25 protein-coding genes are annotated in these 25,509 nt (G+C 32.6%); 10 read left to right on the top strand and 15 right to left on the bottom strand.

All coding sequences use genetic code 11. The features are described from left to right. Positions 1–106: 106 nt before the first annotated feature. Positions 107–1,006: a NifU family protein gene (locus OLM51_RS19685; RefSeq protein ID WP_264552273.1), complete on the bottom strand. Its 900-nt coding sequence runs from the start codon at positions 1,004–1,006 to the stop codon at positions 107–109. A 143-nt stretch (positions 1,007–1,149) separates the two neighbouring features. On the opposite strand from OLM51_RS19685, the gene OLM51_RS19680 reads away from it, so the two are divergent. Together OLM51_RS19680 and OLM51_RS19675 are read left to right on the top strand one after the other, a co-directional pair. Next, the gene (locus OLM51_RS19680) at positions 1,150–2,139 is read left to right on the top strand and encodes a type IX secretion system membrane protein PorP/SprF (protein ID WP_264552272.1); all 990 of its coding nucleotides are present in this window, start codon (positions 1,150–1,152) and stop codon (positions 2,137–2,139) included. 8 nt (positions 2,140–2,147) lie between these two features. Further along, positions 2,148–2,666, top strand: a complete 519-nt coding sequence (locus tag OLM51_RS19675) for a gamma carbonic anhydrase family protein (protein ID WP_264552271.1) — start codon at positions 2,148–2,150, stop codon at positions 2,664–2,666. A gap of 88 nt (positions 2,667–2,754) precedes the next feature. Here OLM51_RS19675 and OLM51_RS19670 read toward each other — a convergent pair whose 3' ends face one another. The 5 genes from OLM51_RS19670 to OLM51_RS19650 form a co-directional block, all read right to left on the bottom strand. Next, a complete protein-coding gene (locus OLM51_RS19670) occupies positions 2,755–3,471 on the bottom strand; it encodes a LytR/AlgR family response regulator transcription factor (RefSeq protein WP_264552270.1) in 717 nt (238 codons plus the stop codon). Between the two features lie 133 nt (positions 3,472–3,604). Then, the gene (locus OLM51_RS19665) at positions 3,605–4,714 is read right to left on the bottom strand and encodes a sensor histidine kinase (protein ID WP_264552269.1); all 1,110 of its coding nucleotides are present in this window, start codon (positions 4,712–4,714) and stop codon (positions 3,605–3,607) included. After that, positions 4,715–5,047 carry a DUF4907 domain-containing protein gene (locus tag OLM51_RS19660; protein WP_264552268.1) on the bottom strand — a complete coding sequence of 111 codons (333 nt, stop codon included), beginning with the start codon at positions 5,045–5,047 and terminating at the stop codon, positions 4,715–4,717. It abuts the gene before it with no gap. Beyond that, complete coding sequence (locus OLM51_RS19655) at positions 5,037–6,044, bottom strand: Kelch repeat-containing protein (protein ID WP_264552267.1); 1,008 nt, start codon at positions 6,042–6,044, stop codon at positions 5,037–5,039. The genes OLM51_RS19660 and OLM51_RS19655 overlap by 11 nt, the downstream gene beginning before the upstream one ends. Positions 6,045–6,060: 16 nt before the next feature. Continuing rightward, positions 6,061–6,900 (bottom strand): DUF6268 family outer membrane beta-barrel protein, encoded by an 840-nt coding sequence (locus OLM51_RS19650; RefSeq protein WP_264552266.1) that lies wholly within the window; start codon positions 6,898–6,900, stop codon positions 6,061–6,063. A 230-nt stretch (positions 6,901–7,130) separates the two neighbouring features. Between OLM51_RS19650 and OLM51_RS19645 the strand changes: the two genes are divergently transcribed. Beyond that, entirely contained in the window at positions 7,131–8,456 is a 1,326-nt protein-coding gene (locus OLM51_RS19645) for a DUF4270 domain-containing protein (protein WP_264552265.1), read from the top strand. Beyond that, positions 8,457–9,692 (top strand): aromatic hydrocarbon degradation protein, encoded by a 1,236-nt coding sequence (locus OLM51_RS19640; RefSeq protein WP_264552264.1) that lies wholly within the window; start codon positions 8,457–8,459, stop codon positions 9,690–9,692. It abuts the gene before it with no gap. Positions 9,693–9,696: 4 nt separating this feature from the next. Here OLM51_RS19640 and murI read toward each other — a convergent pair whose 3' ends face one another. The 8 genes from murI to OLM51_RS19600 all read right to left on the bottom strand — a co-directional run bounded on the left by murI (position 9,697) and on the right by OLM51_RS19600 (position 18,115). Next, positions 9,697–10,473, bottom strand: coding sequence for a glutamate racemase (gene murI, locus OLM51_RS19635; RefSeq protein WP_264552263.1), 777 nt, complete (start codon positions 10,471–10,473; stop codon positions 9,697–9,699). Positions 10,474–10,622: 149 nt separating this feature from the next. Next, positions 10,623–11,126, bottom strand: coding sequence for an OmpH family outer membrane protein (locus OLM51_RS19630; protein WP_264552262.1), 504 nt, complete (start codon positions 11,124–11,126; stop codon positions 10,623–10,625). A 14-nt stretch (positions 11,127–11,140) separates the two neighbouring features. Next, entirely contained in the window at positions 11,141–12,157 is a 1,017-nt protein-coding gene (locus OLM51_RS19625) for an OmpH family outer membrane protein (protein ID WP_264552261.1), read from the bottom strand. Between the two features lie 42 nt (positions 12,158–12,199). After that, on the bottom strand, positions 12,200–14,932 hold the full coding sequence (bamA, locus tag OLM51_RS19620) for an outer membrane protein assembly factor BamA (RefSeq protein ID WP_264552260.1): 2,733 nt from the start codon (positions 14,930–14,932) through the stop codon (positions 12,200–12,202). Further along, complete coding sequence (locus tag OLM51_RS19615) at positions 14,865–15,605, bottom strand: isoprenyl transferase (protein WP_213255372.1); 741 nt, start codon at positions 15,603–15,605, stop codon at positions 14,865–14,867. Before OLM51_RS19615 ends, bamA begins: the two co-directional genes overlap by 68 nt. A gap of 4 nt (positions 15,606–15,609) precedes the next feature. Continuing rightward, positions 15,610–16,299, bottom strand: a complete 690-nt coding sequence (locus OLM51_RS19610) for a DUF6089 family protein (RefSeq protein ID WP_264552259.1) — start codon at positions 16,297–16,299, stop codon at positions 15,610–15,612. A 173-nt stretch (positions 16,300–16,472) separates the two neighbouring features. Further along, on the bottom strand, positions 16,473–17,357 hold the full coding sequence (locus OLM51_RS19605; RefSeq protein ID WP_264552258.1) for an NAD kinase: 885 nt from the start codon (positions 17,355–17,357) through the stop codon (positions 16,473–16,475). A 98-nt stretch (positions 17,358–17,455) separates the two neighbouring features. After that, a complete protein-coding gene (locus OLM51_RS19600) occupies positions 17,456–18,115 on the bottom strand; it encodes a CBS domain-containing protein (protein WP_264552257.1) in 660 nt (219 codons plus the stop codon). Positions 18,116–18,231: 116 nt separating this feature from the next. Here OLM51_RS19600 and OLM51_RS19595 point away from each other — a divergent pair, with 116 nt between their 5' ends. The 3 genes from OLM51_RS19595 (at position 18,232) to OLM51_RS19585 (ending at position 22,153) form a co-directional block, all read left to right on the top strand. Beyond that, positions 18,232–18,945, top strand: a complete 714-nt coding sequence (locus tag OLM51_RS19595; protein ID WP_264552256.1) for a pyridoxine 5'-phosphate synthase — start codon at positions 18,232–18,234, stop codon at positions 18,943–18,945. Positions 18,946–19,177: 232 nt separating this feature from the next. Further along, complete coding sequence (locus OLM51_RS19590) at positions 19,178–21,295, top strand: TonB-dependent receptor plug domain-containing protein (protein ID WP_264552255.1); 2,118 nt, start codon at positions 19,178–19,180, stop codon at positions 21,293–21,295. 3 nt (positions 21,296–21,298) lie between these two features. Then, complete coding sequence (locus OLM51_RS19585; protein ID WP_264552254.1) at positions 21,299–22,153, top strand: DUF4249 domain-containing protein; 855 nt, start codon at positions 21,299–21,301, stop codon at positions 22,151–22,153. 50 nt (positions 22,154–22,203) lie between these two features. Here OLM51_RS19585 and OLM51_RS19580 read toward each other — a convergent pair whose 3' ends face one another. Further along, the gene (locus tag OLM51_RS19580) at positions 22,204–23,541 is read right to left on the bottom strand and encodes a hypothetical protein (RefSeq protein ID WP_264552253.1); all 1,338 of its coding nucleotides are present in this window, start codon (positions 23,539–23,541) and stop codon (positions 22,204–22,206) included. Between the two features lie 212 nt (positions 23,542–23,753). On the opposite strand from OLM51_RS19580, the gene OLM51_RS19575 reads away from it, so the two are divergent. Genes OLM51_RS19575 through OLM51_RS19565 form a run of 3 tightly spaced genes read left to right on the top strand, consistent with a single transcriptional unit; the run spans position 23,754 to position 25,439 of the window. Continuing rightward, positions 23,754–24,518 carry an alpha/beta fold hydrolase gene (locus OLM51_RS19575; protein WP_264552252.1) on the top strand — a complete coding sequence of 255 codons (765 nt, stop codon included), beginning with the start codon at positions 23,754–23,756 and terminating at the stop codon, positions 24,516–24,518. A gap of 49 nt (positions 24,519–24,567) precedes the next feature. Then, a complete protein-coding gene (locus OLM51_RS19570) occupies positions 24,568–25,056 on the top strand; it encodes a YdcF family protein (RefSeq protein WP_264552251.1) in 489 nt (162 codons plus the stop codon). Positions 25,057–25,094: 38 nt separating this feature from the next. Continuing rightward, positions 25,095–25,439 (top strand): phage holin family protein, encoded by a 345-nt coding sequence (locus tag OLM51_RS19565; protein ID WP_213254623.1) that lies wholly within the window; start codon positions 25,095–25,097, stop codon positions 25,437–25,439. The last annotated feature ends 70 nt before the right edge of the window (positions 25,440–25,509 follow it).

The raw sequence follows: 25,509 nt of genomic DNA, 5'->3' as shown, positions 1-25,509 counted from the left end.
AATAATGATGATATTGTTAAAATAATTTATTGAAAATTAGACAGATAAGTTCTTGCATAAAAAAAGCGCCCCAATCGGGACGCTTTCTTTTTTTAATATTATTTTTTTAAGCATTCAAGGCTTCAACCTTAATACCTTCATCATTTAGCATACTTTTTAGCATATTCTCGATACCGCTTTTTAATGTAAATGTAGAAGATGGGCAACCACTGCAGGCACCTTGTAAAATTACTTTAACAGTTTTGTCCTCTTCGTTATAAGAATCAAAAGCAATATTTCCTCCATCTGCAGCTACAGCCGGTTTAACATATTCTTCTAAGATATTGATGATTTGTTGTGATGTAACATCCAATTTATCAAATGCTTCATCTTTAGTAATATCATTTTTAGTGGCTGTTTCAATTAAGCTTTCATCCAGAACAGTTCCACCATTTTCGATAAATTGTTTAATGAATGTTCTTAATTCTAAAGTAATTTCGTCCCAGTTATTGATTTCATACTTTGTAACCGAAATATAATTCTCATCAATAAAAATTTCTTTTACATAAGGAAATTTAAACAACTCCTGTGCAAGCGGAGAAGAAGCAGTTTGGTCAATATTTTTGTATTCAACTGCATTTCGGGTTAACATTCTGCTAACTACAAATTTTAAGGCAGATGGATTTGGAGTTGTTTCTCCATAAACCGTTATAGGTTGTTTTTTTGCTTTGTTTTCGTCGATCTTAATGATCACCCCGCCTTTATCAACAAATGCAGCAATTTGCTCTGCTACGGCATCTTTTACATCATCCCAGTCTACAATGCTATATCTTTCAATTGCAATGAAATTACCTGAAATATAAACTGTTTTAACGAATGGCAAATAAAACAATTGCTGTGCTAATGGCGATTCTTGTGCTTCATCAATATTTTTAAATTCAAAGTTTTGATTTTGTGTAATGAAATCTTCAAACTCAAATTTTAATATAGTAGGATTTTGTGTTTCTCTTATAGTGATTTTTGTCATGGTATGTAATTTTTCGCAAATTTACTAAAGTTATTTTCTACTAATACCTATATTTGATTTTTTAATAAAATAATTAAGACTCTTTTCAAATAAATCGTATTAAATTAAGGGAGTCAAAAATATTTTTAAACTATTTTGCTTTTATGGGATTTAGAATCAGGGTTTTAATTATTTTTTGTCTAACTGCAATTTACTCTTATTCACAAGAAGGAATTCCTGTCTATTCGGATTATTTGTCAGATAATTATTATTTAATTCACCCGTCAATGGCTGGCGCGGCAAATTGTGCCAAAATTAGATTAACTGCCAGAAAACAATGGTTTGGTCAGGACGATGCGCCATCTCTGCAGACTTTAAGTTTTAATGGAAGAGTAGGGGAGCGATCCGGAGCCGGAGTTATTATTTTTAATGATAAAAATGGTTATCATTCACAGAAAGGATTAAAAGCAACCTATGCCCATCATATAATGTTTTCCAGAGATGAAATTGACTTGAATCAGCTTTCTTTTGGTATTAGTGGAGGCATAATTCAGAATCAGTTAGACGAGACAAAATTTGGAGGGACTTTTGATCCGATAGTTTTTGGATCGATTCAAAAAGATACTTATTTTACTGTTGATGTTGGAGCATCATACAATTATCTCGATTTTTATGCTCATGCGACAGTTCAGGGTTTAGTTGAAAGCAGAAGAGATATGTATACCGATTATGAAAGTGATAATATAAGGAAGTTTTTATTTAGTGCAGGGTATGTTTTTGGTAAGAAAGAAAACTTTACCTGGGAGCCTTCGATATTGCTTCAGATTTTTGATGAGACAAAAGAAAAATCTATTGACTTGAATATGAAAGGGTACAAAAATATGGATTTTGGAAGTTTATGGGCTGCGCTTTCTTATAGAAGAAGTTTTGATGGAGCGCAGTATAATACAGGAAGCGGAATTCAAACTCAAAAACTGCAATACTTTACGCCTATAATTGGTATAAATTACAAGAATTTTATGTTTGCCTATACCTATACACAGGTAACTGGTGATGTAAAATTTGATACTGGTGGTTACCATCAAATTACTTTGGGTATTAATTTATTTTGTAAAAAGGAACGTTATGATTGTAACTGCCCTGCTATTAATTAATTTTTTTTATGTTAATCAAATCTGTAAACGGAAAATCTCCTCAAATTCCAGAGGATTGTTATGTAGCTGAAAATGCTACAATAGTGGGTGATGTAACCTTTGGCGAATCATGTAGTGTTTGGTTTAATGCTGTAATACGTGGTGATGTTCATTTTATTAAAATCGGTAATAAAGTTAACATTCAGGATGGAGCAATAATTCATTGTACGTATCAGAAACACCCAACAATTATAGGAAATAATGTTTCAATAGGTCATAATGCAATCGTTCACGGCTGTACCGTTCATGATAATGTTTTAATAGGAATGGGATCGATTGTTATGGATAATTGTGTGATAGAAAGCAATTCTATTATTGCTGCGGGTGCAGTTGTAACACAAAACACGGTTGTTAAATCCGGAAGTATTTACGCAGGTGTGCCGGCAACAAAAGTAAAAGATATCGATCAATCTGACTTTGCTGGTGAAATTGAGCGTATTTCAAATAATTATGTTATGTATTCTGGCTGGCTTAAAAACGAAGAATAATTAGAACAATATCTTAAAAAATAAAATTCCAAATACCAATGATGCATATGTCTTATTGGTATTTGGAATTTTTTATTTTGGAATTTAATTAAAGGTTGATTTTTTCGAAAAAAGCAGTTTTATAACTTTCACTAATTGGAATTCTTTTATCACTAATCAAAACTTTATTTTTCTGAATCGACTTAACATGTTTTATGTTAATGATATAGGATCTGTGGATTCTGGAGAAACCTTTGTTGGAAAGTAAATTTTCTAATTTGATTAAGCTGATTAAGGTAAGTGTGAATTTATTATCCGTAGTATAAATTTTCACATAATCTTTTAGGCCTTCAATAAATAAAATATCTGAAAAATTCATCTTAACATTTTCATATTCAGCTCTAACGAACATAAAATCCTGTTCTAGTTCAGGAGCTGTTATGTTCTCAGAAATGGTCTGGATACTTGATGCCGGATTAAAAATTTGCTGTGCTCTGACGACTGATTTTAAAAAACGGTGAAACGGAATTGGTTTTACTAAATAATCAACAGCCCCCAAATTAAAACCTTCGACTGCATAATCAGAGTAAGCAGTCGTAAAAATGACTAAAGGTTTTTTTTCGATTGTATTTAAAAAATCAATTCCGGAGAAATGTGGCATCTGAATGTCGAGAAAAATTAAATCGACATTATTTTGATTGATAAATGATACCGCATCAATTGCATTATTGAAAGTTGTAATTAATTCCAGAGAATCTATCTTCTGAACAAAATCTTCCAGTAACTCAACCGCTAAAGGTTCATCGTCTATAATTACACATTTCATTTGTTGAAAATTAAGTTTTTAAATTTTGTTTTGGTGCTCAAAAGTACTTTTAAACCAGTTAATTAAGTTTTAAAGTTATCATAAAATAAGCCCTTTATTTTATAATTAAATCTTAACTTTTAGAGGGGAATATTTAGTTTTGAGCGGTCTGAATTTGATCTAAATTTAAGTTCAGATGAATTCGATAATATTCATTATCATGTGTTATAGTAAGCTGATGTGCATTTGGATATAGTAAATCAAGTCTGTTTTGGATATTAACTAAACCAATTCCTGAGTTTTCAGGATCTTTAACATAATTTTCAATGGTGTTTTCGATCCAGAAATCGAGACTATTTTCCAAAATAAAAATCTTAATTTTTACGTGTGCCGCACCTTTATAATCTGTTCCGTATTTAAAGGCATTTTCAACAAAAGAAATCAAAAGCAGTGGTTCGATAAATTTGTTTTTGGTGTTACCATGAACATTTATTACAATATCTTCAATATTGTTTAATCTGAGTTTTTGTAATTCGATGTAATTTTGAATGTAATTGATTTCTTTTTCTAAAGCCACCGTTTTGTTATCAGTTTCATACAGCATATACCGCATAAGTTCGGATAATGTTACGATGGCATTAGGGACCAAATCAGATTTTTTGTGTGCTAATGAATAAATACTGTTTAAAGAGTTGAATAAAAAATGCGGATTGGTTTGTTTACGCAAATAAATCAATTCAGTATTTGTTCTATGTGTTTCGGCAATTAATTTGTTTTGCTGATTGTTGTAAAACTCAGACAATGTTCTGATAATGGCACTTATAGTAATAATTAAAATATAGAAAAATGACGGAGCAATTTTAAAAAAAAGCGGTTGTCGAATTTCTCTTCTAAAATGAGGTGCATGTTCCAAAAATTTTGCGTCCTGAGGCATCATTCGTGGTGATATCATATTCTCTGATCTGAGGTGTCTGAATTCGGGAATAAAATAATTTACTCTGATGGCCATAAAAGCAAAAATCAAGGCCAGTGCAAAAACAAAATAGAGCCAGTATTTTTTCTCCAGAAGCAAAGCGGGTACCAGATAAAAATAATTCAGATAAAACAAAATTATTCCCGTAATCCATTGTGCATAGAAATCATTATTGATTTTAAAAGGACTTTCATAAAATTGAATTAAAGAAGTCAATATAAAGAAAATCCATATGATACAATGGAATAGAATTTTATTTGAACTTGTATTTTTAATGGTATCGATCTTCATTTAGAATTTTATTTTTAATAAAATTAAATCATTTTTTGTTACCGTTGGAGATGTCTTCTTCCGGAGTTTCTCAATTACTAAATTACCTGTCTTTAAAGCATCGTCTTCACTGGAAAAACTTTTATTGTCACTTATCGCCGGAACAACAGATTGCTTTATTATAGTTTTGTTTTTATAAGTAATTGTATATCCCCAGCCAGTATTGGTTTTGAAAGAACGGATCTTAAAAACTTCCTTTTGAGTACAGGAAGAAATTAATAGAACTACTGTGATAAACAGTAAATTCTTCCGGATTTTACTCCAGAAGAATTGTTTTTTGGAATTAATTATCATCGTCGCTTTGTGTATCCAGAGGTTTAAATTCCCATGCATCATCAAAATAACTTGAGCCAACTCGTCCTAACATATAAAAACCACGATTGTTGATGGCAAATCCAACAGCATCGGTTCTTGTAGCTCCTTCCATTGCGGTTCTTTCTGTCCAATAATCTGTTGATGGGTTGTATTCCCAAACAGTTTTGATACTTTCACCACCTACAACATACCCTAATCCGTTCATAGAAAAAGCAGATGCATTTGCACGCACAATTGCATACTCATCGTTATAGGTATAATCATCATCAGTATCTTTGTCTATATCGCGTTTTCTTGTCCAGACATCAGTAGAAGGATCAAACTCCCAAAAATCTTCCTGATAAACACTATTGTTAATCCCTGTGCCTATATACGCTTTATCTCCAATTACAAAAACAGTAGCATTTCGTCTTTTGTTTCCGCTAAACCCGTTCATAAGCGTCCAGGCATTAGTCTGATCGTTATACTGGTAAAAATCTTTTAAGTAATTCCCATCATAGCCGGTGCCAAAGTAAGCTTTTCCACCAACCTGAAATCCAAGTGCGCCATAACGGGCAGTTCCTGCAAAGTCTGTTTTTTGAGACCAGGAATTGCTAACGGGATCGTATTGATAAAAATCTTTCAATTTGTTTGTTCCGTCATACCCAAGACCAACATATCCTTTTTCATTAAGCGTAAAACTAGAAGCAGAACTTCTTCCAACACCGGTAAAATCTGCTTTTTGTTCCCAGTAATCACCATTAGAGTTGTAAGCCCATAAATCTTTTAAATATTCATCGCCGGTATATCCTGTAGCGACATAAGCATAATCACCAATAACAAAACTAGTTGCGCTTGATCTGGCTGGTCCATCAAATGCAGATTTTTTAATCCAGTTTCCTATTAAATCATCGTCGTCGTCATCGTTGCTGCAGCTTACCAAAAAGAGAGCCGAAAGCAATGTTGCGAATAATATTCCTTTTTTTAAATTATTCATAGTGTATTAAATTTATTTATTGTTTGTATTTGATGCCAACTCCCAAAGTATATCCGTTGCCTGAATTAAAATCATATATTTTATGATTGTCAGAATCCATCAGTTTGTATTTTTTATTAAAATCATATCCGGCCCTAAAATGAATAAACCAGTTTTTTTCGACATTTCTTTCATATTCAAAGGCTGATGTCATCTGTGCTAAGCTTGCCCTTGTAGCTGTATTTGTAGCTATCGCCTGATCTAAATTGTAGAAATTACCATTGAAACTATTGCTCAGATTAAATTTGTTTCGAATATTATTGGAGTAAGAAATCTTCGAATCCGGAAACCCTATCAACAAATTACTTTTGTTGTTTATTTTAAAGTTTAAAGATGCAACAGGTATAAATCCGGGATAACCAAACACAGCTGCTCTGGCTGCACCAAAAGCCAGACTTATATTTGAGTCTATTTGCTGAATAATTTCAAGACTTCCTAAAATAGAAAAATCTGAAATGTCCGGGTTTTGCTGAAAACTAAATACTGGTATCAAGCTGAAATTTACTTTTGTTGTATTTGAAAATTTATGCAGGAAATCGGTCTTGTTTTTCAATTGATTAAACCGATCCAAATTTTTATATGTTGTAAAACGGCCCAATTCGTAATTTACATTCAGATTTGTATACTCAAATGTATTTGTCAGTTGATCTTTGTTATCTGTTTTTTTATTGTATTGCATCTCCATATTGATTTCCGTGAAATCAATTTGATCAGTTGATTCTGTTTTTAAATTAAAATCTGCCGAAAAGGTTTCCTGAGCTTTCATGCTAAAAAATGAAATGGTAAAAAACGAACATATTAAGAGCCTTATTTTCATTACTTATTTATTGGCTCAAAAGTAGTTTCCTCATGCTTTTAAAAAAAAGAATATATATGTATGGCACTTTTTGATAGACTAAATCCTCCTTTTTGCGGTCGAAACAATAATTTGTACTGATTGTTCTGTTGTAGATGTTTTTTTGCTGTCTGTAGGTTAAAAATACGGGGCTGTATATGTTATAGTGCAGTGCAGAAGTGTGCCTTTTATATTTGTTGAAAAAATTTATTATGCACAAGTTTTTATTGATGTTCTTTTTTGCCATCACATTGCTTTCATGTGGTACAGATACAGATGCTGGCGAATTTGTTGTTGGATCTGATTATTTAGCCGTAAATAATAAAGTAATTATGATTGATACTGTTTCAGTCGAAATGTCTACAATAAATTTTGATTCTTTGGTTACATCGGGTCAAAGCCGAATTTTAGTTGGAAATTATGATGACCCTATTTTCGGAAAAGTAAAATCAAATAGTTATTTCCAGGTGTCGGGGGCAATCTATTCCTTAAATTCCAGTGGTTCAGATACAGAGGCAACAAACTTTGTTTTTGACTCTATTGCTATGATTTTAAAATATGATAAGTACTATTTTGGAGATACAACAAAAGTACAAACGTTAGATATTCACAGACTAATACAAAAGGTAAAGCCAAATACGGATAATGACAGTTTTTACAACAATTCGGCACTAGCTTATAATAGTGAAAGTCTAGGGACAATTTCATATAAACCCAGACCTCTTGAAAAAGACTCAATTGTGATTAAAATGAGTGACACTTTTGGGAGTGAACTTTTTCAAAAGATTAAAAAAAGAGAAGTTACTGGGTTTGATAATTTTACAGAATACCTTAAAGGACTTGTTATTGTACCATCAACATCCAATTCTTCAAGCGTTATTGGTTTTCATGCCGCTACAAGTAAAGTACGGCTGTATTATTCAAAATATCAGGCCGATACAGAAATATCCTATTTTGTTGATTTTACCATTTTGGATATTTCAAAACAGTTTAATTCTATTTCGTTGGATAAAACAGGAACACTGCTCTCGAGTTTACCTGTTTCAAGTAAAGCATTGTCAAGTTCGTTAATCAATAAACAAGGCTTTATTCAGTCTGGAACAGGGGTGGCTTGTCGAATCGATTTTCCAAATATCAAACAGCTAAAGTATATTTCTGAAAATGGCGCAATTGTAAATGCCGAACTTGTTTTGAAAGCGGTCAATAATACATATACAAAGCAATATCCGTTGGCAGATTCTTTAGCGGTTTATGTGGGGGACAACCTAAACAGGATTAGTGGTTCGCTGCAAAATGCTGCAGGAACAGCTGTTTTTGGTATTTTAAATAAAAAAAGCGACGAGTTTAATGAAAATGTGGGTTACACCATTCCGGTTGGTAATTTCCTGCAGAAAGAAATGTTAAAACAAAGCGATTCCAGGTCCAGTCTTATTCTGACATTGCCGGGAATTAATAAAACAGTCAACCGAATTGTCTTGGGAGACCAAAAGAATCTGAACAATAAAATTCAATTGAAAATTTATTACATCTCCTATTAAATGAAAAAGAAAATAATTTATTTAAGTTACTTCGTTTTATTGTCAATGACTTCATTTTCTCAAAGTATTTCAAGTTCGCCATATTCTCTTTATGGGGTAGGGAGTTTATATGATTCAGATTTTGGAATTCTTCCTTCAATTGGGTCATCAGGTTTGGCTTTGCCGTCAGATACATTTATAAATAATCTAAATCCGGCTTCGCTGGGTTATATGCCTTTAAATCATTTTATGTTTGACATAGGAGGGAAGGCAATTGCGTCGACTTATCAAAGTGCTTCAAGAACAGAGAATCGAAATAATTTTCAGTTTTCGCATCTTGCTTTTGCTTTTCCGGTGACTAAGAATTCGGGATTTAGTGTAGCATTAAGACCCTATTCGAGTGCTACTTTTAAAATATCGAATTTAAAATTACCCATTACAAACAGCCAGGACTTTTATTATTTAACAGCTGTGGGTTCCGGCGGATTAAACAATTTTGATTTTTCGTATGGATATCGATTTGGAAAGAAATTTTCAGCCGGAGTATCAGCTTCTGTATTATTTGGAAACACAACCGATGAACGAAGTTATCTGATTGTTAATTCGGTTACAGCAATTAGCAAAAAAACAAATTACAATGGTCTGCGTGCAACATTAGGGGCACAGTATAAAATAGATTCAACTTTTACAATTGCATCAACGTTTAAGTTACCGGCTCAGATTAAAGCGTCAAAAGTACAGACTGTTCAGATGGTTACAGATGAGGTAGTAACAACTGTTGAGTCTGATGTTGCTTCAAACGTAGATGATTATTATTTGCCTTCAGAGATAGGCGTTGGAATCAGCAAACGTTTTAAGAACAATTTAAATATAACATTTGATTACGAAAAGAGTTTATGGAGTAATACCAATCAATCTGAGTTATACGGTGATTTTGTAAATCAGGACAGATTTGCTTTGGGGTTTACCTATAAACCTAGAAAAAATATTCGCAAGTATTGGGATAGAGTGCAATACGCGATGGGCGCAAATTTTGATAATGGTTATCTGGAAATTGACGGAAAAAGAATTAATAATGCTGCAATCTCAATTGGACTTAATTTACCGATAGAGAATACTTTTTCGAGTTTAAACATTTCTTATTCGTATGGACAAAAAGGAAGAATCTCAGATAATTTAATTAAAGAAAATTATCATAAGTTGTCTCTTAATTTGTCTTTAGACGGAATTTGGTTTGTGAAACGAAAGATTGAATAACGGTTTAGAAGTCTCTTCGAATTACAGGATATTTGTTTTCTAATATTGAGTTTAAAACTGCAGGATTAGAATTGACATAAAATTCAGGTGCACTTTTCTGGGCATCTGAAAAACCAACTTTTTCACGTAAAAGATTTTGTGTTTGGCGTGCTACTGCCTCTCCTGAATCTATAATTTGAATATGGTCAGGCAGTATTTTTTTTATCTGAGGAATCAGATATGGGTAATGGCTGCAACCTAAAACAAGATAGTCAATATTGGCATCAATCATGGGTTGTAAATAAGATTCTAGTAACTGAGTCATCTCTGGTGAGTTCAGATTTCCATCTTCAATAAGTTGTACCAGACCATGGCCAACTTGTTCAATTATAGTGGTATTCTGAAACATTTCGGCTGTTTTATTAAACAATTCGCTGTTTAAAGTTCCTTTGGTAGCCAAAATACCTATAACTTGAGTTTTTGAATTGGTGGCTGCTGGTTTTATTGCGGGCTCAATACCAACAAAAGGAATGTTGTAATCTGCACGAAGTTCACGAATAGCATTTGTTGTTGCAGTATTACAAGCCACAACAATCAATTTACAGTTCATTTCAAGTAATAAATCGACATTTTTTTTACTCAACGCAACAATTTCCTCTTTGGTTTTTTGACCATATGGCGCATTTTTGCTGTCTGCTAAATAAATAGTTTTTTCGTTTGGAAGTAAATCATGAATTGCGCTCCAAATTGAGGTTCCACCAATTCCAGAGTCAAAAACGCCGATAGGATTATTGTTTGTCATAGTACAAATTTAGTATTTTTTAAAATAAATTTATATTCTAATTTAACTGAAATCTTCAAATTCTATTGCATGATAATCTTAAATAAATGTAAAAAAAAACTGCTCAAACTTTAAAGGTTTGAGCAGTTTTTTAATAAGGTATTCTTTTTTTAGAATCCTAAATCTTTTTTCACATCAGCAGTAATGTTTGGACCATCAGCTAAAAGAAGAGAAGAACCATCTAATACATATTGGAAACCTTTAGCTTTTCCAATTTTTTGGATAGAAGCTCTTACTTTTTCCATTAATGGTTTTACGATATCACTTTCTTTTTGTTGTAATTCTTTTTGAGCATTGTCTCTGTAGTCAACAATTCTCTTTTGCATATCCTGAACTTCTTTAGAACGCTCACCGTTTATAGCTTCAGTTACTGTTGCAGCTTCAGCTTCATACTTTTTGATTTTTGTTTGATATTCATCAACCATTTTTTTGTATTCAGCATCATATGTACCACTTAATTTTTGTAGTTGATTTTGAGCATCTAGCATAGCAGGCATTTTCGACATAATCTCGCTAACATCAACATGGGCAACCTTCGCCTGTGCATTCATTGTGTTACTTGCTCCTAAAATTAGTATCGCAGCAATTAGTAAAGTTTTGATTTGTTTCATCATTTTTAAAATATTAATTAATTATTGGTCGTATTTGTTTTTTGTGTTTCGGCCTCTTTTGCTTTTTTGGCCGCTTCCCGTTCTTCTAGTATTTTCTTTCTTCTTTCTTCTAATTCTTTTTTACGCTCTTCATACAATCTCTGTCTTTCTGCAGCTTTGTCTACGGCAGGTTCAGTGGTTGCTGGTGCAGTTCCGGTAGCTGTGGCTGTAGCTGGTTTTGCTGTTGTACCGTCAGTTTTTGCTGGTTCGGTTGTTTTAGCAGTTTCAGAAACCGTGCCATTTTTTTTCGCTTCTCTTTCGGCCTGGATAGCTTTTCTTCTGTCGTCGTATTCTTTTTTCTTAGCTTCCTGCTCTAATCTTCTGTCTTCTATAAGTTTTTCTCTGGCGGCTTTCTTTTCATCCAAAGCTTTTTGACGATCTGCTAATGCAGGGTTTTCATCAATTGCATTTTCTTTACTTTCTTTAACTTCCTGATCTTTCAATTGTTTTTTAGTCAATTGTTCTCGTTTGTCAGTTCTGTTTAAAATACGGATAACCTGATCGCTTATATCAAATTTTTTATTACTAAAAAGCATTGTTAAATCAGATGATCTGTCAAAAACAAAATCGTAATTTTTAGCTTCGGCAATATCCTGAACCGCCGTGAAAACCTGATCTTGAATCGGTTTTGCTAAAGCAGCTTTTTGGTGCATTAAATTTCCATCTGAACCAAATTGTTTTTGCTGGTAATCGAGCATTTCAGTTTCCAGAAACTTAATTTCAGTTTCTCTTTCTTCTATTAGCTCTTTAGTAAGTAAAGCTTTTTCAGTTTTTAGACTTTCTTTTAATTTATTTATTTCTAGCTTTTTGGTTTCAACTTCTTGTTTCCATTTTTGGGCTTTTAACTCTAATTGAGCTGTAGCTTCTTTATAATCGGAAACATTTTCTAATATGTATTCCATGTCAATGTAGCCAATTCTCGTCGTCCTTGTCTGCGCTTGACTTGTATTTGCTACAATCAAGGCTAAAAATATAAATAAATATTGTTTTCTCATAACATAATTTTATTTGATGATTTTTAACCAAACGTTATTTTTCTAAAATTGTTGTCCAATAATGAAATGCGTTTCCCAACCATTTGCTTTATTAGTAACAGATCCTGGTAATGCATCAAAACCATATCCAAAATCAATTCCTAACAATCCAAATGCAGGCATAAATACACGTAAACCAACACCAGCAGAACGGCTCAAATCAAACGGGTTGTAATCTTTGAAAGTCGGATAAGATGAACCAGCCTCTAAGAACGTTAAAGCATAGATAGATGCAGATGATTTTAAGGTAATTGGATATCTTAATTCCATCGAGAATTTATTATAGATAGTTGCTCCAATTTGTTCGCCTTTAGAGTTTACAGGAGTTAATGAGTTATTAGGATAACCTCTTAAACCAATAGTCTCTCTACCATCCATTGAGTATTGTGCCATTCCGTCTCCTCCTAAATAAAAACGCTCAAATGGTACTACACCTCTTGCCTGATCGTAAGCTCCTAAGAAACCAAATTCAGTTAATGTTCTTAAAACTAATTTACCATAAACTTTCGTGTACCAGTCTGCTTTAAATTTAATTTTATAATATTCTAACCAATTGTATTTTTGTTGATCAACTTTTGCAGGATCTGCAGCAGCTTCCTGATAAGTACTTACTTTGTTACCACTTGTATCAAGATAATCTCCTTTTTTGATCATTTGCCCATTTGCATCTCCCGTTGTAGCATCAGCAGTAGCCTTCATTTTGTACTCTTCTTTATCACCAAGAGTAGCATAATCAATTCCGTTAAACAATGAGTAAGGAGGTGTTACTTTTGCAGAAACACTAAACTCCGAACCGTATGTTGGGAATATTGGGTTAACCCCTTTATTACTTCTGGATAGTCCAATTGTGTAAGCTAAGTTTCTTGAAGCTCCGTTACCAAAAGTAAACAAACCAGTGTTGTAATTATTCAGATCATAATGTTGGTAACTTACCGATTGTGATAATACAAAGTAATCATCCGGTACTGTTAACCTTTTTGCTAAACCAACTTGTACTGTAAAAATATTAAAACTTTTGCTTTTGTCTACATCTCTTGTAATATAATTGTTTAAGAATTGTTTACTATAAGAGATAGATGAGCTAAATTGTACAGGTTTTTTTCCTCCAAACCATGGTTCAGAGAATGATAAACTATAAGTCTGGAAATATGTACTTCCTTGTAAACGAAGTGCTATTTTTTGACCATCTCCCATAGGAAGAGGCTTGTAAGCTTCTTTGTCAAATAGTTTTCTTGCCGAGAAGTTGTTAAATGAAAGTCCTAAGGTCCCGATGAAACCTCCACCACCGTAACCTCCCTGAAGTTCGACCTGGCTAGATCCTTTTTCAACAAGTTGGTATTCGATGTCTACAGTTCCGGCACCGGCATCAACATTTCTAAATTCTGGTTTGATAGATTCCGGATCAAAGAAACCTAATTGACCAATTTCACGAATTGTTCTTACTAATTCTTCTTTACTGTATTTGTTTCCTGGTTTAGTTCTTAACTCACGGTAAATAACGTGGTCATTTGTTTTGTCGTTTCCTGTAACATAAATTTTATTGAAGTATGCAATAGGACCTTCTGTTACTCTAATTTCAAAATCAATAGTATCATTTGCTGTTTTTACCTCTACAGCATTGATGTTAGAGAATAGGTAACCGTTGTTTTGGTATAAGTTGGTAATATCCTCAGCATCTGGTTTTGATTTATCTGCAATTCTTTTTTCAAGTAAAACACCATTGTATGTTTCGCCCTTTTTTATACCTAAATAACGGTTTAATTGCTGATCTGAATATACGGTGTTTCCTAAGAATTTAATATTTCCGAAGTAGTATTTATTTCCTTCTTCCAGATTAATTTTAATTGCAAGCATATTTTTCTCTTTGTTATAAGTAACAGAGTCATAAATAATACGAGCATCACGGTATCCTTTTTCTTTATACGTTGATATAACCTTTTCTAAGTCGGTTTTGTATTTTTCAGGAATAAATTTAGAAGCTTTTAGTACACGAAGTACATTTTTCTGCTTAGTGTCTTTCATTGCAGCTCTTAGCTGGGTATCAGTAAGTTGTTTGTTGCCGCTGAAATCAATACTGCTAATTTTTACCTTATCGCCTTTGTCAATCCGAACAAGCATATTTACTTGATTTCCGGCTAAGGTGTCAGGTGTATTTGTGATAGTAACTTTTGTGTTATAGTATCCTTCTTTTTTATATTTATTTTCGATGTAATTTTTAGTAGTCGTGATTAAGTTTTCATTGACAATTTTGTTTTTTGTCAAATTATTATCCTTAATAAGACCTTCAACCTTACTTTTCTTAACACCAACGATTTTAACTTCGTTTAATTTTGGAAGTTCGACTATGTTTAAGTCCAGGTAGATGCTGTCATTTTCTACTTTATTAATGTAAAAAGCAATTTCATCAAATAAACCTAGTTTACCTAATTTTTTAATAGCGCCACTAATTTCTTCACCAGGAACCGTTATTTCCTGTCCTTTTTGAAGGCCGGAAAATGTAACGACGGTTTGTTCATTGAAGCTTATTTTACCAACGACAGAAACTTTAGCAAGAATATATTTTTTTCCCTGATCAAAAGGAACTCGATCTTGTGCTTTTATTTGTGAAAAACTACCCAAAAGTAGTAGGGTAAGGACTATTTGTACTCTTTTTTGTAACACTAAAAAATTATTTAATTTGTTCACTGGTTTTTCCAAATCTACGTTCTCTTTTTTGATAACTAATAATAGCCTCATATAAATCTTGGTCTTTAAAGTCTGGCCATAAGACATTAGTAAAATACAATTCGGCATAGGCGATCTGCCATAGCAAAAAATTACTTATTCTATGTTCTCCACTTGTTCTTATTAATAAATCTACGTCAGGTAAATTTTGCGTGTAAAGATGCTCATTTATAATTAAATCGTCAATAGTGTCTATTGAAATTATATTATTTTTAACTTTATCACTGATGATTCTGACGGCATTTACCAATTCTTCTCGTGATCCGTAACTTAATGCTAGTGTTAGCGTAAGACGTGTGTTATTTTTTGTTTTTTCAATTACATCCAAAAGCTCTTTTTGGGCTGATTTTGGCAATTTATCAAGATTGCCAATAGCATTAAGACGGATGTTGTTTTCCTGAAGTGTAGTAAGCTCTTTTTTTAATGAATTGATTAATATTTTCATTAAGGCTTCAACTTCCAGTTTTGGACGATTCCAGTTTTCTGTTGAAAATGCATATAATGTTAAGTACTCAATACCAAGTTTGGCACAAGTTGTAATTGTTTTTTTTACCGATTTTGTTCCGTTTTCATGGCCAAAAGCACGTAAAAAACCCTGTTGTTTTGCCCAACGTCCATTTCCGTCCATAATAATGGCCAGATGTTTAGGTAAATTTGTATGGTCTATAGAGTCTATTAAATTCATTTTATTATTCTGCGCAATAGCAAGGTTTTTGTCCAAAGGTATACGTTAAAGTAATACCAGAAAACACATACCAGTCATTATTATTTAAATTTCCGAATTTTAAAATATTAGCATTGCTGGTATTCGGATTACTGCCATCAATATTATCTGTAAAAGTATAACGTGCACCAACTTCTGCTGCTAAAATAAAATGTGGTGTTACATTCGATTTTATACCTAGTGTCATTGGAATTGCAAATGAATTTGAATTCACGCTATATATATTATTTGGGTTGGTGTTATAGCGATATAAGCCATCGTAGAGAAAAAAGCTTAAACCCGAATATACGTAAGGTGTAATTTTTGGATGATAATCATGAAGATTGAAATCGAAAAAATTAAATTCCAGGCCAGCAGAAAATTCTTTTACATTATTTTCAAATCTGTAACCTCTGTTACTTCTTCCTGTTTCATCTGATTTTTTGTCATTTCCTATCACAGTTGATTGTGTATAAGAAAAACGATACGAATGTCGGGGACTTTTGTTCCACTTGTACAGAACACCAAAAGCTAGTTTTTCGGGAGCGATATAAGTAGTACTTCCTACATCACCTACAAAGTTGCTTCCGCCTAGAAAAACACCAATCTCATTGATTTGAGCCTGTAGTGTAATAAAGGGGAAAAAACATAACAATAAATTAAAAATTTTCTTCATTTAATTCGAAATTGCGTGCAAATATAATAATTATCGATACGAATCAACGTTGCTTTAGTTAAATGTGCTTTTTTTTCAATTTACAATGTGATTTTGAGCCATTTAATAAGGATTCGATACATGCAGAACGAGAAAAAGTAGCATTATCGTATAGTGAGTCGTCAGAAAAAGACTTAATTTCTTTTGTCTTCACCCCATAGTAATTTGTTCCTTAAAGTTTTAAGGAAAGTTTCGCCCGGAATCTCAACCATTTTTATTTTGTAATCTGTTTTTTTTATCTTTAAAATAGATTCGTTTTTTACTGATGAAATTCTGGAGTCTAATGAAACTAAATATTGATCTTCTCTACCTGAGACACGTAATGTGATTTCGGTATCATCCGGAATAACCAATGGTCTTGTGGTTAAATTATGTGGTGCAATAGGGGTGATTACCAGGCTTTTTACATCGGGTGTTAATAATGGGCCACCACAGCTTAAAGAATACCCTGTTGATCCTGTAGGTGTCGAAATGATTAGTCCGTCTGCCCAATAAGAATTTAAATATTCATTGTTAAGATATGTTTCAACCGTAATCATCGAAGTGGTATCTTTTCTGCTGACAGTTACTTCATTCATTGCAAAATTCAGTTCCTTGAAAGCGTCATTATTGGGTTCGGAAGTTAATCCAAGTAAAGTGCGTTCAGACGTGGTATAGTTTTGATCGATTACATATTGTAACAAACTATCAATGTTTTCTTTTTGAACTTTGGCTAAAAAACCTAATCGTCCTGCATTTATGCCCAAAAGAGGAACGCCGGAATTACGAACAAAAGCAGCTGATCGGAGCATGGTTCCATCTCCACCAATACTAATTAACATTTCAAAACTACTGTCTAATATCGTGCTGGAAGTAAAGGTTTTGTAATCTTTTTTTACAAGTTGTTTTTCATAAAGCATTTGAAGAAAGTTCTCTTCAATAACTATTTCAACATGATTAGAAGTAAGAAAAGAGAAAATGTCTTTTATAATAGGTTCAGTACTGTTTTGATAATATTGTCCGTAAATGGCTATTTTCATTCTTGTTAAATTAGATAATTTGTCAATGTGTCAATTAGATAATTGGTAAATTCGAAAATTATCTAAGTAACTAATTTTCTCATTGGCACATTCATAATTTATATGTTGAGATATTTGTCTAAATAATCAGAACGCTCTTTTAAACTATTGATATAAGAGTCTTCCTGATGTTCAGAAATAATTTCATAATTGTAGCGTCTAAAAGTCTGGATAATTTCATTCATTGGTCCTGTGCTGACTTTTATCGTGATCTGAACATTTTCCAAATCGGCCTCGGATATAAAACAGCCCAGGATTTTACCATTGTTGCTTTCTATAATTTGAGTTACCTGAGCCATAGAATAGTCTAAAAGCCCTTTTTGAACAATGATAATTCCTCCTTGTTCTTTTAAAAATGGAGTTTCCTGAAAAAATCTCATAATGTCTTCCATTTCATAATAACCTACATAGGTATTATTTTCATCAAGAATGGGAACAGTATTAGTGTGATTTTTAGCAAAAACCTCCAGAACATCCAGCCAGATCATTTCTTTTCTTGCAAAGAAACGTTCTAGTGTATATTTGTAGTCAATTGCTTTTTTATCAGTATCAAAAGTTTCAACGTCATCAGAAGCGATACTTCCAATGAAGATTCCGTTTTCCAAAACCGGAAAATGCGAAAAATCAACTTCGGCAAAAAAGTCCTGAACCGATGCTATCGTTTCCTGACTATCAATTGCTCTGAAATCATTGGTGATATAGTTTGTAATTTCTGTCATAAATCAATTGAGGATATTTCATGCAAAATAATCAAAAAATACCAAAAACTGCTACGTTTTACTTTGTATTTTTGTCGTAACAAATATAGTGTTACTAGAATTAATTATCTATTTATATGACAAAGTTAAGTGTAAATATCAATAAAATTGCAACGCTTCGAAATGCTCGAGGTGGAAATGTACCTGATTTAGTGAAAGTAGCTGTAGATATTCAGCGTTTTGGCGGACAGGGAATCACGATTCATCCTCGCCCGGACGAACGCCATATACGCTATCAGGATGCGCGGGATTTAAAATCAATTATTACTACAGAATATAATATTGAAGGAAATCCGCAGCATAATTTTATTGATTTAGTTTTAGAATGCAAGCCAGATCAGGTAACATTGGTTCCTGATGCTATTGGCGCTATTACTTCTTCTGCAGGTTGGGATACGATAAATAATCAGGCGTATTTAACAGAGGTTATTCAGGAGTTTCAAAGAAATGGAATCAGAACATCGATTTTTGTTGATCCGGTTTTAGAAATGATAGAAGGAGCTAAAAAAACAGGAACAGACAGAATTGAATTGTATACTGAGGCTTTTGCACATCAATATGGTTTAGGAAACGAAAGAGGAATTGATCCTTATGTAAAAGCAGCAGAGCTGGCAAATGAATTAGGTTTAGGTATTAATGCCGGACATGATTTAAGTCTGGAGAATATTCAGTTCTTTAAACAAAACATTCCTGGTTTATTAGAAGTTTCAATTGGTCATGCCCTAATTGCCGAGGCACTTTATCTTGGTCTGGATAATGTGGTTAATATGTATTTAAATAAATTAAAGTAAGAATAGTAATTAAACAATTATAACCTGATATAATTGGGTTATAATTGTTTATTTTCGCACTTTTCTTATTAAATATCAAGTGCCAAAATCAATTTTTATCTTTTTTTTATTCTGTTTTTCCAATGTGTTTGCGCAATCTAAGGCAACAATAACTGGGAATATAAAATCTGCCGAACACGAAAATTTAGTAGGTACCAGCATTTCTTTAGAGATCAATAATCAGCAGTATTTTGTGATAACGGATACACTGGGCAATTTCTTGGAAAAAATTCCGGTTGGAAAGATTAAAATTGATATAAATAAAGAAGGCTATCTTAAAAAAGCCTTTAATTTTAATTTCTCAAAAGACACTCTAATTTCTATTGTTTTAGAAAAAGACATTTCTCATTTAAAAGAAGTTGTTATAGCTAATGGGAAGAAAAGTGCCATCACTAATTTATCCGGAGGAAAGCTTTCTTTTAATCTAAAAGAGCTTAGTAATGTTCCGACTGTTTTAGGAACTACCGATATCATCAAATTATTGCAATTAACTCCCGGAGTTCAGAATTCCGGAGATGCAAATGGTTACTTTTATGTACGAGGAGGAGATCCGGGGCATAATGCAATATTGTACGCCGGAACGCCCATATATGGAATGTCACATTTGCTCGGAATTTTTCCGTTTTATAATGCGGATCATATAAAAGATGTAGAATTTGATAAATCAAGTTCTAATGCAAAATATGGAGGGCGCTTAAGCTCAACAACGCTATTAAATCCGAATAAAAAAATCCCTGCTGAATTTGGAATTCAGGGAAATTTGGGGATTCTGGCCTCTCAATTAACATTGGCTGTTCCTGTTACAGATAAAACAGGTTTTTATATTTCAGGACGGAAAACGTACATTGACGAAATTGTTGGGCCAATCTTAAAGTCGGGATCAAACAATGACGTTCAGGACATGAAGTATGGTTTTTCAGATGGTAATTTTGCCTTCATTTCACAACTTTCAAAGAATAATTTATTTTCTGTTGATGCCTTTGTTAGTAGTGATGAACTAAAAGTTAAAGATGATAATCTAGCGCTAAGAACCAATTTAAAATGGAGTAACTTCACGGTTTCGCCAACTCTGACGACTACATTGTCTCCTAAAACCAGTATGTCAAATTCGGTTTATTTTAGCCAGTATTCAAACGATTTGAATATGAATCAGGCAACCATTCAATTTGAAGTTTCTTCTTATATTAAAGATTTTGGATTTACAAATTCAGTAAAATATTTCATCAAAAATATTCCTTTTGAATCAGGAGCGCAATATGTTTACCATAACTTGCAGCCGCAGAAAGTAAATGTTGAAAATTTGACATCGGTTAATAATAATTCACAGCAGATTATTAACGCCAATGAAGCAGCAATTTTTACAATTGCAAGACCAAAATTATTTGAAAAAGTAACGGCAGAATTGGGACTTCGAATTAATTATTATACTTCCGGAACTGACTCTTATTTGCATTTTCAGCCTCGTGCTGTTGTGAATTATTTTGCAAATGAAAAGTATTCATTTTATGCGTCATATAATAAACAGTATCAATATTTGAGTATGATTACTACTTCGAGTGTTGGAATTCCTACTGATTTCTGGATCGCAAGTACTAACGGAATAAAACCACAATCTTCGGATGAGTTTGCGGTAGGTTCAAATCAAAATATTACGAGAAATTTTTCTTCTTCTTTTGGAGGGTTTTATCGCTCAATGAAAAACCTTTTGGAATACCCGTACGGGATAACTCAATTTAATGAAGTAACAACTTTAAAAAATGATTTGCTTGTAGGAAAAGGAAAAGCTTATGGATTTGAAATGATGCTTCGCAAAAGTAACGGTAGATTTAATGGCTGGGTAAGTTATACCCTGAGTTGGTCTGACAGGAATTTTGACGAATTGAATAATGGAAAAACGTATTTTGCCAAATACGACAGACGTCATAATCTTTCTGTGGTGGGAATGTATGACTTAAATCCAAAATGGAGTTTTGGTGTTACGCAAATATTTAGTTCAGGAAATCGATTTACAATGCCAACTTCGTGGTATTTTATTAATAATAATCCGGTCAAAGAATATTCAGGATATAATAATGCGCAAATGCCAAATTATATTCGAACCGATCTTTCGGCAAATTATTATTTTATAAAAAGTGCCAAGAAAGAAAGTGCTTTAAATTTTTCGATTTATAATGCTTTCAATATCGAAAACCCGATTTATGTTGTTTTGAACATTCAGGTAAATGAAGATAAAAGTAAAGTGGTCGTAACTCAGGAAAAGAAAGTGCTGTATCGAATATTACCATCTGTTAGTTGGAGATTTAAATTTTAAAAGATGAAAAAGTGTCTACTATTTCTTTTTGGTTTATTAATGATGAGTTGTTCAAAAGACGACTTTAGTGAGCAAAAAAGTATTGAATCTAAAATAGTTGTTGAAGGCTGGATAGAAGAAGGCGATTATGCCAATGTTTTATTATCCAGTAGTATTCCTGTGACAGATGTTATTGATTCGACTAATGTGCTGAACCATGTAATCAGATCGGCAAAAATTACAATTTCGGATGGAGAAAATTCAGAAGTTCTAAGTGTTAAAAATGACAAAAACAGGATACCGCCGTTTGTTTATTTTGGAAACACACTAAAAGGAGAAGCCGGAAAAAAGTATTCGCTTAAAATAGAGTTTTTAAATCGTATAGTTGAGGCTACAACCACAATTCCAAAATCGGTGGCACTTAAAAGTGCTGAGTATATCAAAAAGAATCCAACAGATACAACGGGATATGTTTTTGTAAAATTTGATGACCAAGTTGATGAAAAAAACTATTATCAGATTGCAACAAAAATTAATGGCGAAGAACCCATCTTTGTTCCTTCTTTTTATGGTAATCTGGATGATCAGAATTTTAGTTCTCCTTCGGTTTCGGTTCAGATAAATAGAGGGATTTTATTGTTCCCAAAAACAAAATTTACCCCTTATTTTGCAGATGGAGATCTAATTCATGTAAAGTTAAGAACACAAAACAAAGATGCATTAGATTTCTGGAACAGCTGGCAGAACGAAATCGTAAACAGCCGAAATCCAATTTATCCTTCAAATACAAGTTTAAAATCGAATATAAAAGGAGGAATAGGAATTTGGGCAGGATACGGGCAAAGCACGATAATTGTAAAAACACCACCAAAAAAATAAAGCCGATTTGAATTTCTTCAAATCGGCCTTAAAATATATTTTAAAAGCTATTATTTATTGAAAGCTTTGATGAAATCCTCAAATTTAGCTTCGAATTTTTCGAATCCAACAGAGAAGTAAGTGCTAAATGAAGCTTCAGTGTTATCGTTGAATTTTAAGTAAAAAACTTCTTCATATTCATTAATAACTATGCCTTCACTATTAGCGTCATAAGACCAATAACCTCCGTTGTTGTTTTTAGTATCAACAATCCATTTTACATTCTGAGTGTAAGATCCTGATTTTGCAGAGCGTTGAACAATATCAGCTATTTTAGTTCCGTCTTTTTTAGATACTAACATTAACTTCATATTTTTGTTGAAGTTTAGAACTGAACCTTCAGAGTACTTAAGGTTACTTGCGTTTATATCTGAATAGTATGTTTTGGTATTGTAATCAGAATTTGGTAAAGTTTTTTCAAGAGCAATTTCGTCAGTTGCTTCAGTTGCTAAATCCATATTGGCAACAATAACAAAATTGTCCATAAGTTTCATTAATCCATTAGCTTTTCCTCTATATTGAATTAACGCATCATTTTCGATTAAACCATCAATGTTAGCAGTGCTTCCTGAATTAAAGTCAATTAAGTTTTTCCCGTTGTATGTAAGGATAGCTTTAGCAGTAGGTTCAGTACCTTTTTTACCACTCATTTCCCAAACATAACCATCATTTAAAGTCATCTTGTAAGCAAATTCGTCTGGAGATGAGTTTTTAGATGAATATTTAGCAGTTTGAGTAAATGTAGCTGCCTGAGCATTGTCTATTGTTAAAGTTGCATCAGATGAGCTTGGAAAAAAAAGATTGTCATATACATCTGAGCCTTTAGTATCATTATAACCGTCGTAATATTTAATTTTTACATCAGACGAAACACCTTTTGCCGAAAAAATGGCATTATTTGCAGTTTGAGATTCTTTAGCAGGGAAAACAAATTTTAATTCTGTAGTCGAAGCTGTTTTATCCCAGATTTTTTTAGTATTATTCCATGTATAGATACCGTAAGCACCAGAGATGTTTAAAATATCTTCTACTTCGTTATCATTTTTTCCGCCAAAAATATCAACAGTAGCAATGTCTAATAAGCGGTTTAAGTTTTCAATCGCTTCGATAGCGCTAGAGCTTTTAGATTTGTCTAACTGAACCAACATGTCGTTAGCTTCAACTTCTAGTTTTGCTTTTTGTTCAGTAGGAGTTAATTTTGAGTATGGTTGTTTTACAAGATTAGCAATTTGCTCCTCAAGAGTTAATTCTTTTTCAGGTTTAGTAGTTTCTTCGCCGCTTTCGTCGCTTGAACATGAAACCATAAGTTGCGAAGCAACTAACGATAATAAAAGGAATTTTTTAATCATAACTTGGTATTTAAATTAGTTGTTAAATCAAAAGTTTTGGCTTTGATTTTTTGGCGAAGGTAGTTCATTCATTTCGTAGATGTTTACGGGTTTCCGTAAAAACGTAAAATTTTATTTACTAAACGTAGTAGTCAGTATATTAGAAGTATTCTTGCATTTTTTGCCTGATAAGTTTTTTTTATCTTTGTAAAACTTATTAATACCTATACTAAATGTTATACTCAAAAATAGAAGGAGAAGGAAAACCATTTGTCATCATGCATGGATTTCTGGGAATGTCGGATAACTGGAAAACACTTGCCGGACAATATGTAGAAGCCGGATTCCAGGTTCATATTTTAGATTTAAGAAATCATGGGCGTAGTTTTCATTCAGATGAGTGGAGTTACGAGGCCATGGTTCAGGATGTATTCGAATATTGTCAGGAGCATCAATTAACAAGGATTGATATTCTTGGGCATTCGATGGGAGGAAAAGTAGCCATGCTTTTTGCAACAACACATCCCGAAATAGTAGATAAATTAATTGTTGCTGATATTGGTCCTAAGTTTTACAAACAGCATCATCAGGATATTCTGGCAGGATTAAATGCTGTTGATTTCTCTGTAAAACCAAGCAGAAATGATGTTGAAGCAATTGTATCACAATATGTTTCAGATTTTGGAACACGTCAGTTTTTGCTGAAGAATCTATATTGGGCAGAACCGGGGCAATTGGCATTCCGATTTAATTTAGAGGCCTTTAATAATAATCTTGACGCAATTGGAAAACCATTGGCAGAAGGTTTAGTTTTTGATAAACCAACATTATTTATAAGAGGTGGGAATTCAGGATATATTCAGGATTCAGAAATTGATGCTATTAAAAAGCACTTTCCGAATTTAAAACTAGAAACGATTCCAAATGCAGGACATTGGCTTCATGCCGAAAATCCTAAAATGTTTTTTGAACTTACAGCAGAATTTTTAAAGGAATAGAATTTCAGATATAAAAACTATTGCTTTTAGTGGTGCAAAATTTAAAGAGATGAAAGTTTTAATTGTACTGGGTGCAAAAAATTCCGAAACAGGGGATTTGAGTAGTACTCCTAAAGATCGATTGAATTATTGTTTAAAAATATTTAATCCGAGAGAACATTATATACTTTGCACAGGTGGTTTTGGAACACATTTTAATACTAGTCCTGATCCGCATGCAACTTATGCAATGAAATACTTAATGGATAAAGGAGTAGATGCAGGAAGTTTTTTAGAACCTGCTTTATCGGGTAATACAGTTGAAGATGCAGTTCTGTCAAAAAAAATATTAGAGGATCATGGTTTGCTTTCTGCTATCGTCATTACTTCAGATTATCATTTAGAAAGAGTAAAACTTATTTTTGATGAAATTCTGAAATTTTTCAGTATAGAATACTATGGAGTAGGACATGATATTGAAGATGTTAAAAGGGAAAGGTTAATTGCACACGAAAAAAAAGCAATTGATGGGATTTTAAATAGAGGATTGTATTATTAAATTTTATTACTTTTAAATAAATTTTAAAATTAAAAACTATGAAATTATTACTTAGACTCCTTGTTACTGCGGCTCTGGTTTTGTTATTATCTAATCTTTTAACTGGGGTTCATGTGGCTAGTTTTGGTACTGCTGTAATTGTGGCCGTGGTTTTAGGATTATTAAATCTTTTTATAAAACCTATTTTGGTTCTGTTGACATTACCTGTTACATTTATTACACTTGGTTTGTTTTTGCTGGTAATCAATGCTATCATTATTTTATTATGTACAAACATTGTAGGAGGCTTTGCAGTCGATTCCTTCTGGACAGCGCTAATTTTTAGTGTTATTTTGTCTATTCTGCAATCCATTACCTATAAAATACTGGGAGACGATAAATAAAACAAATGAAGCACATTAAAACAGCTTCAAATACAATAGATTAAAAACTTGGTTGGGTTGCAAAAATTTT

It is taken from the genome of Flavobacterium sp. N2038 (assembly GCF_025947185.1).
Lineage (GTDB): Bacteria > Bacteroidota > Bacteroidia > Flavobacteriales > Flavobacteriaceae > Flavobacterium.
Note: the sequence above shows the minus strand (reverse complement) of the source record. Positions and strands in the feature narration are given on the sequence as shown.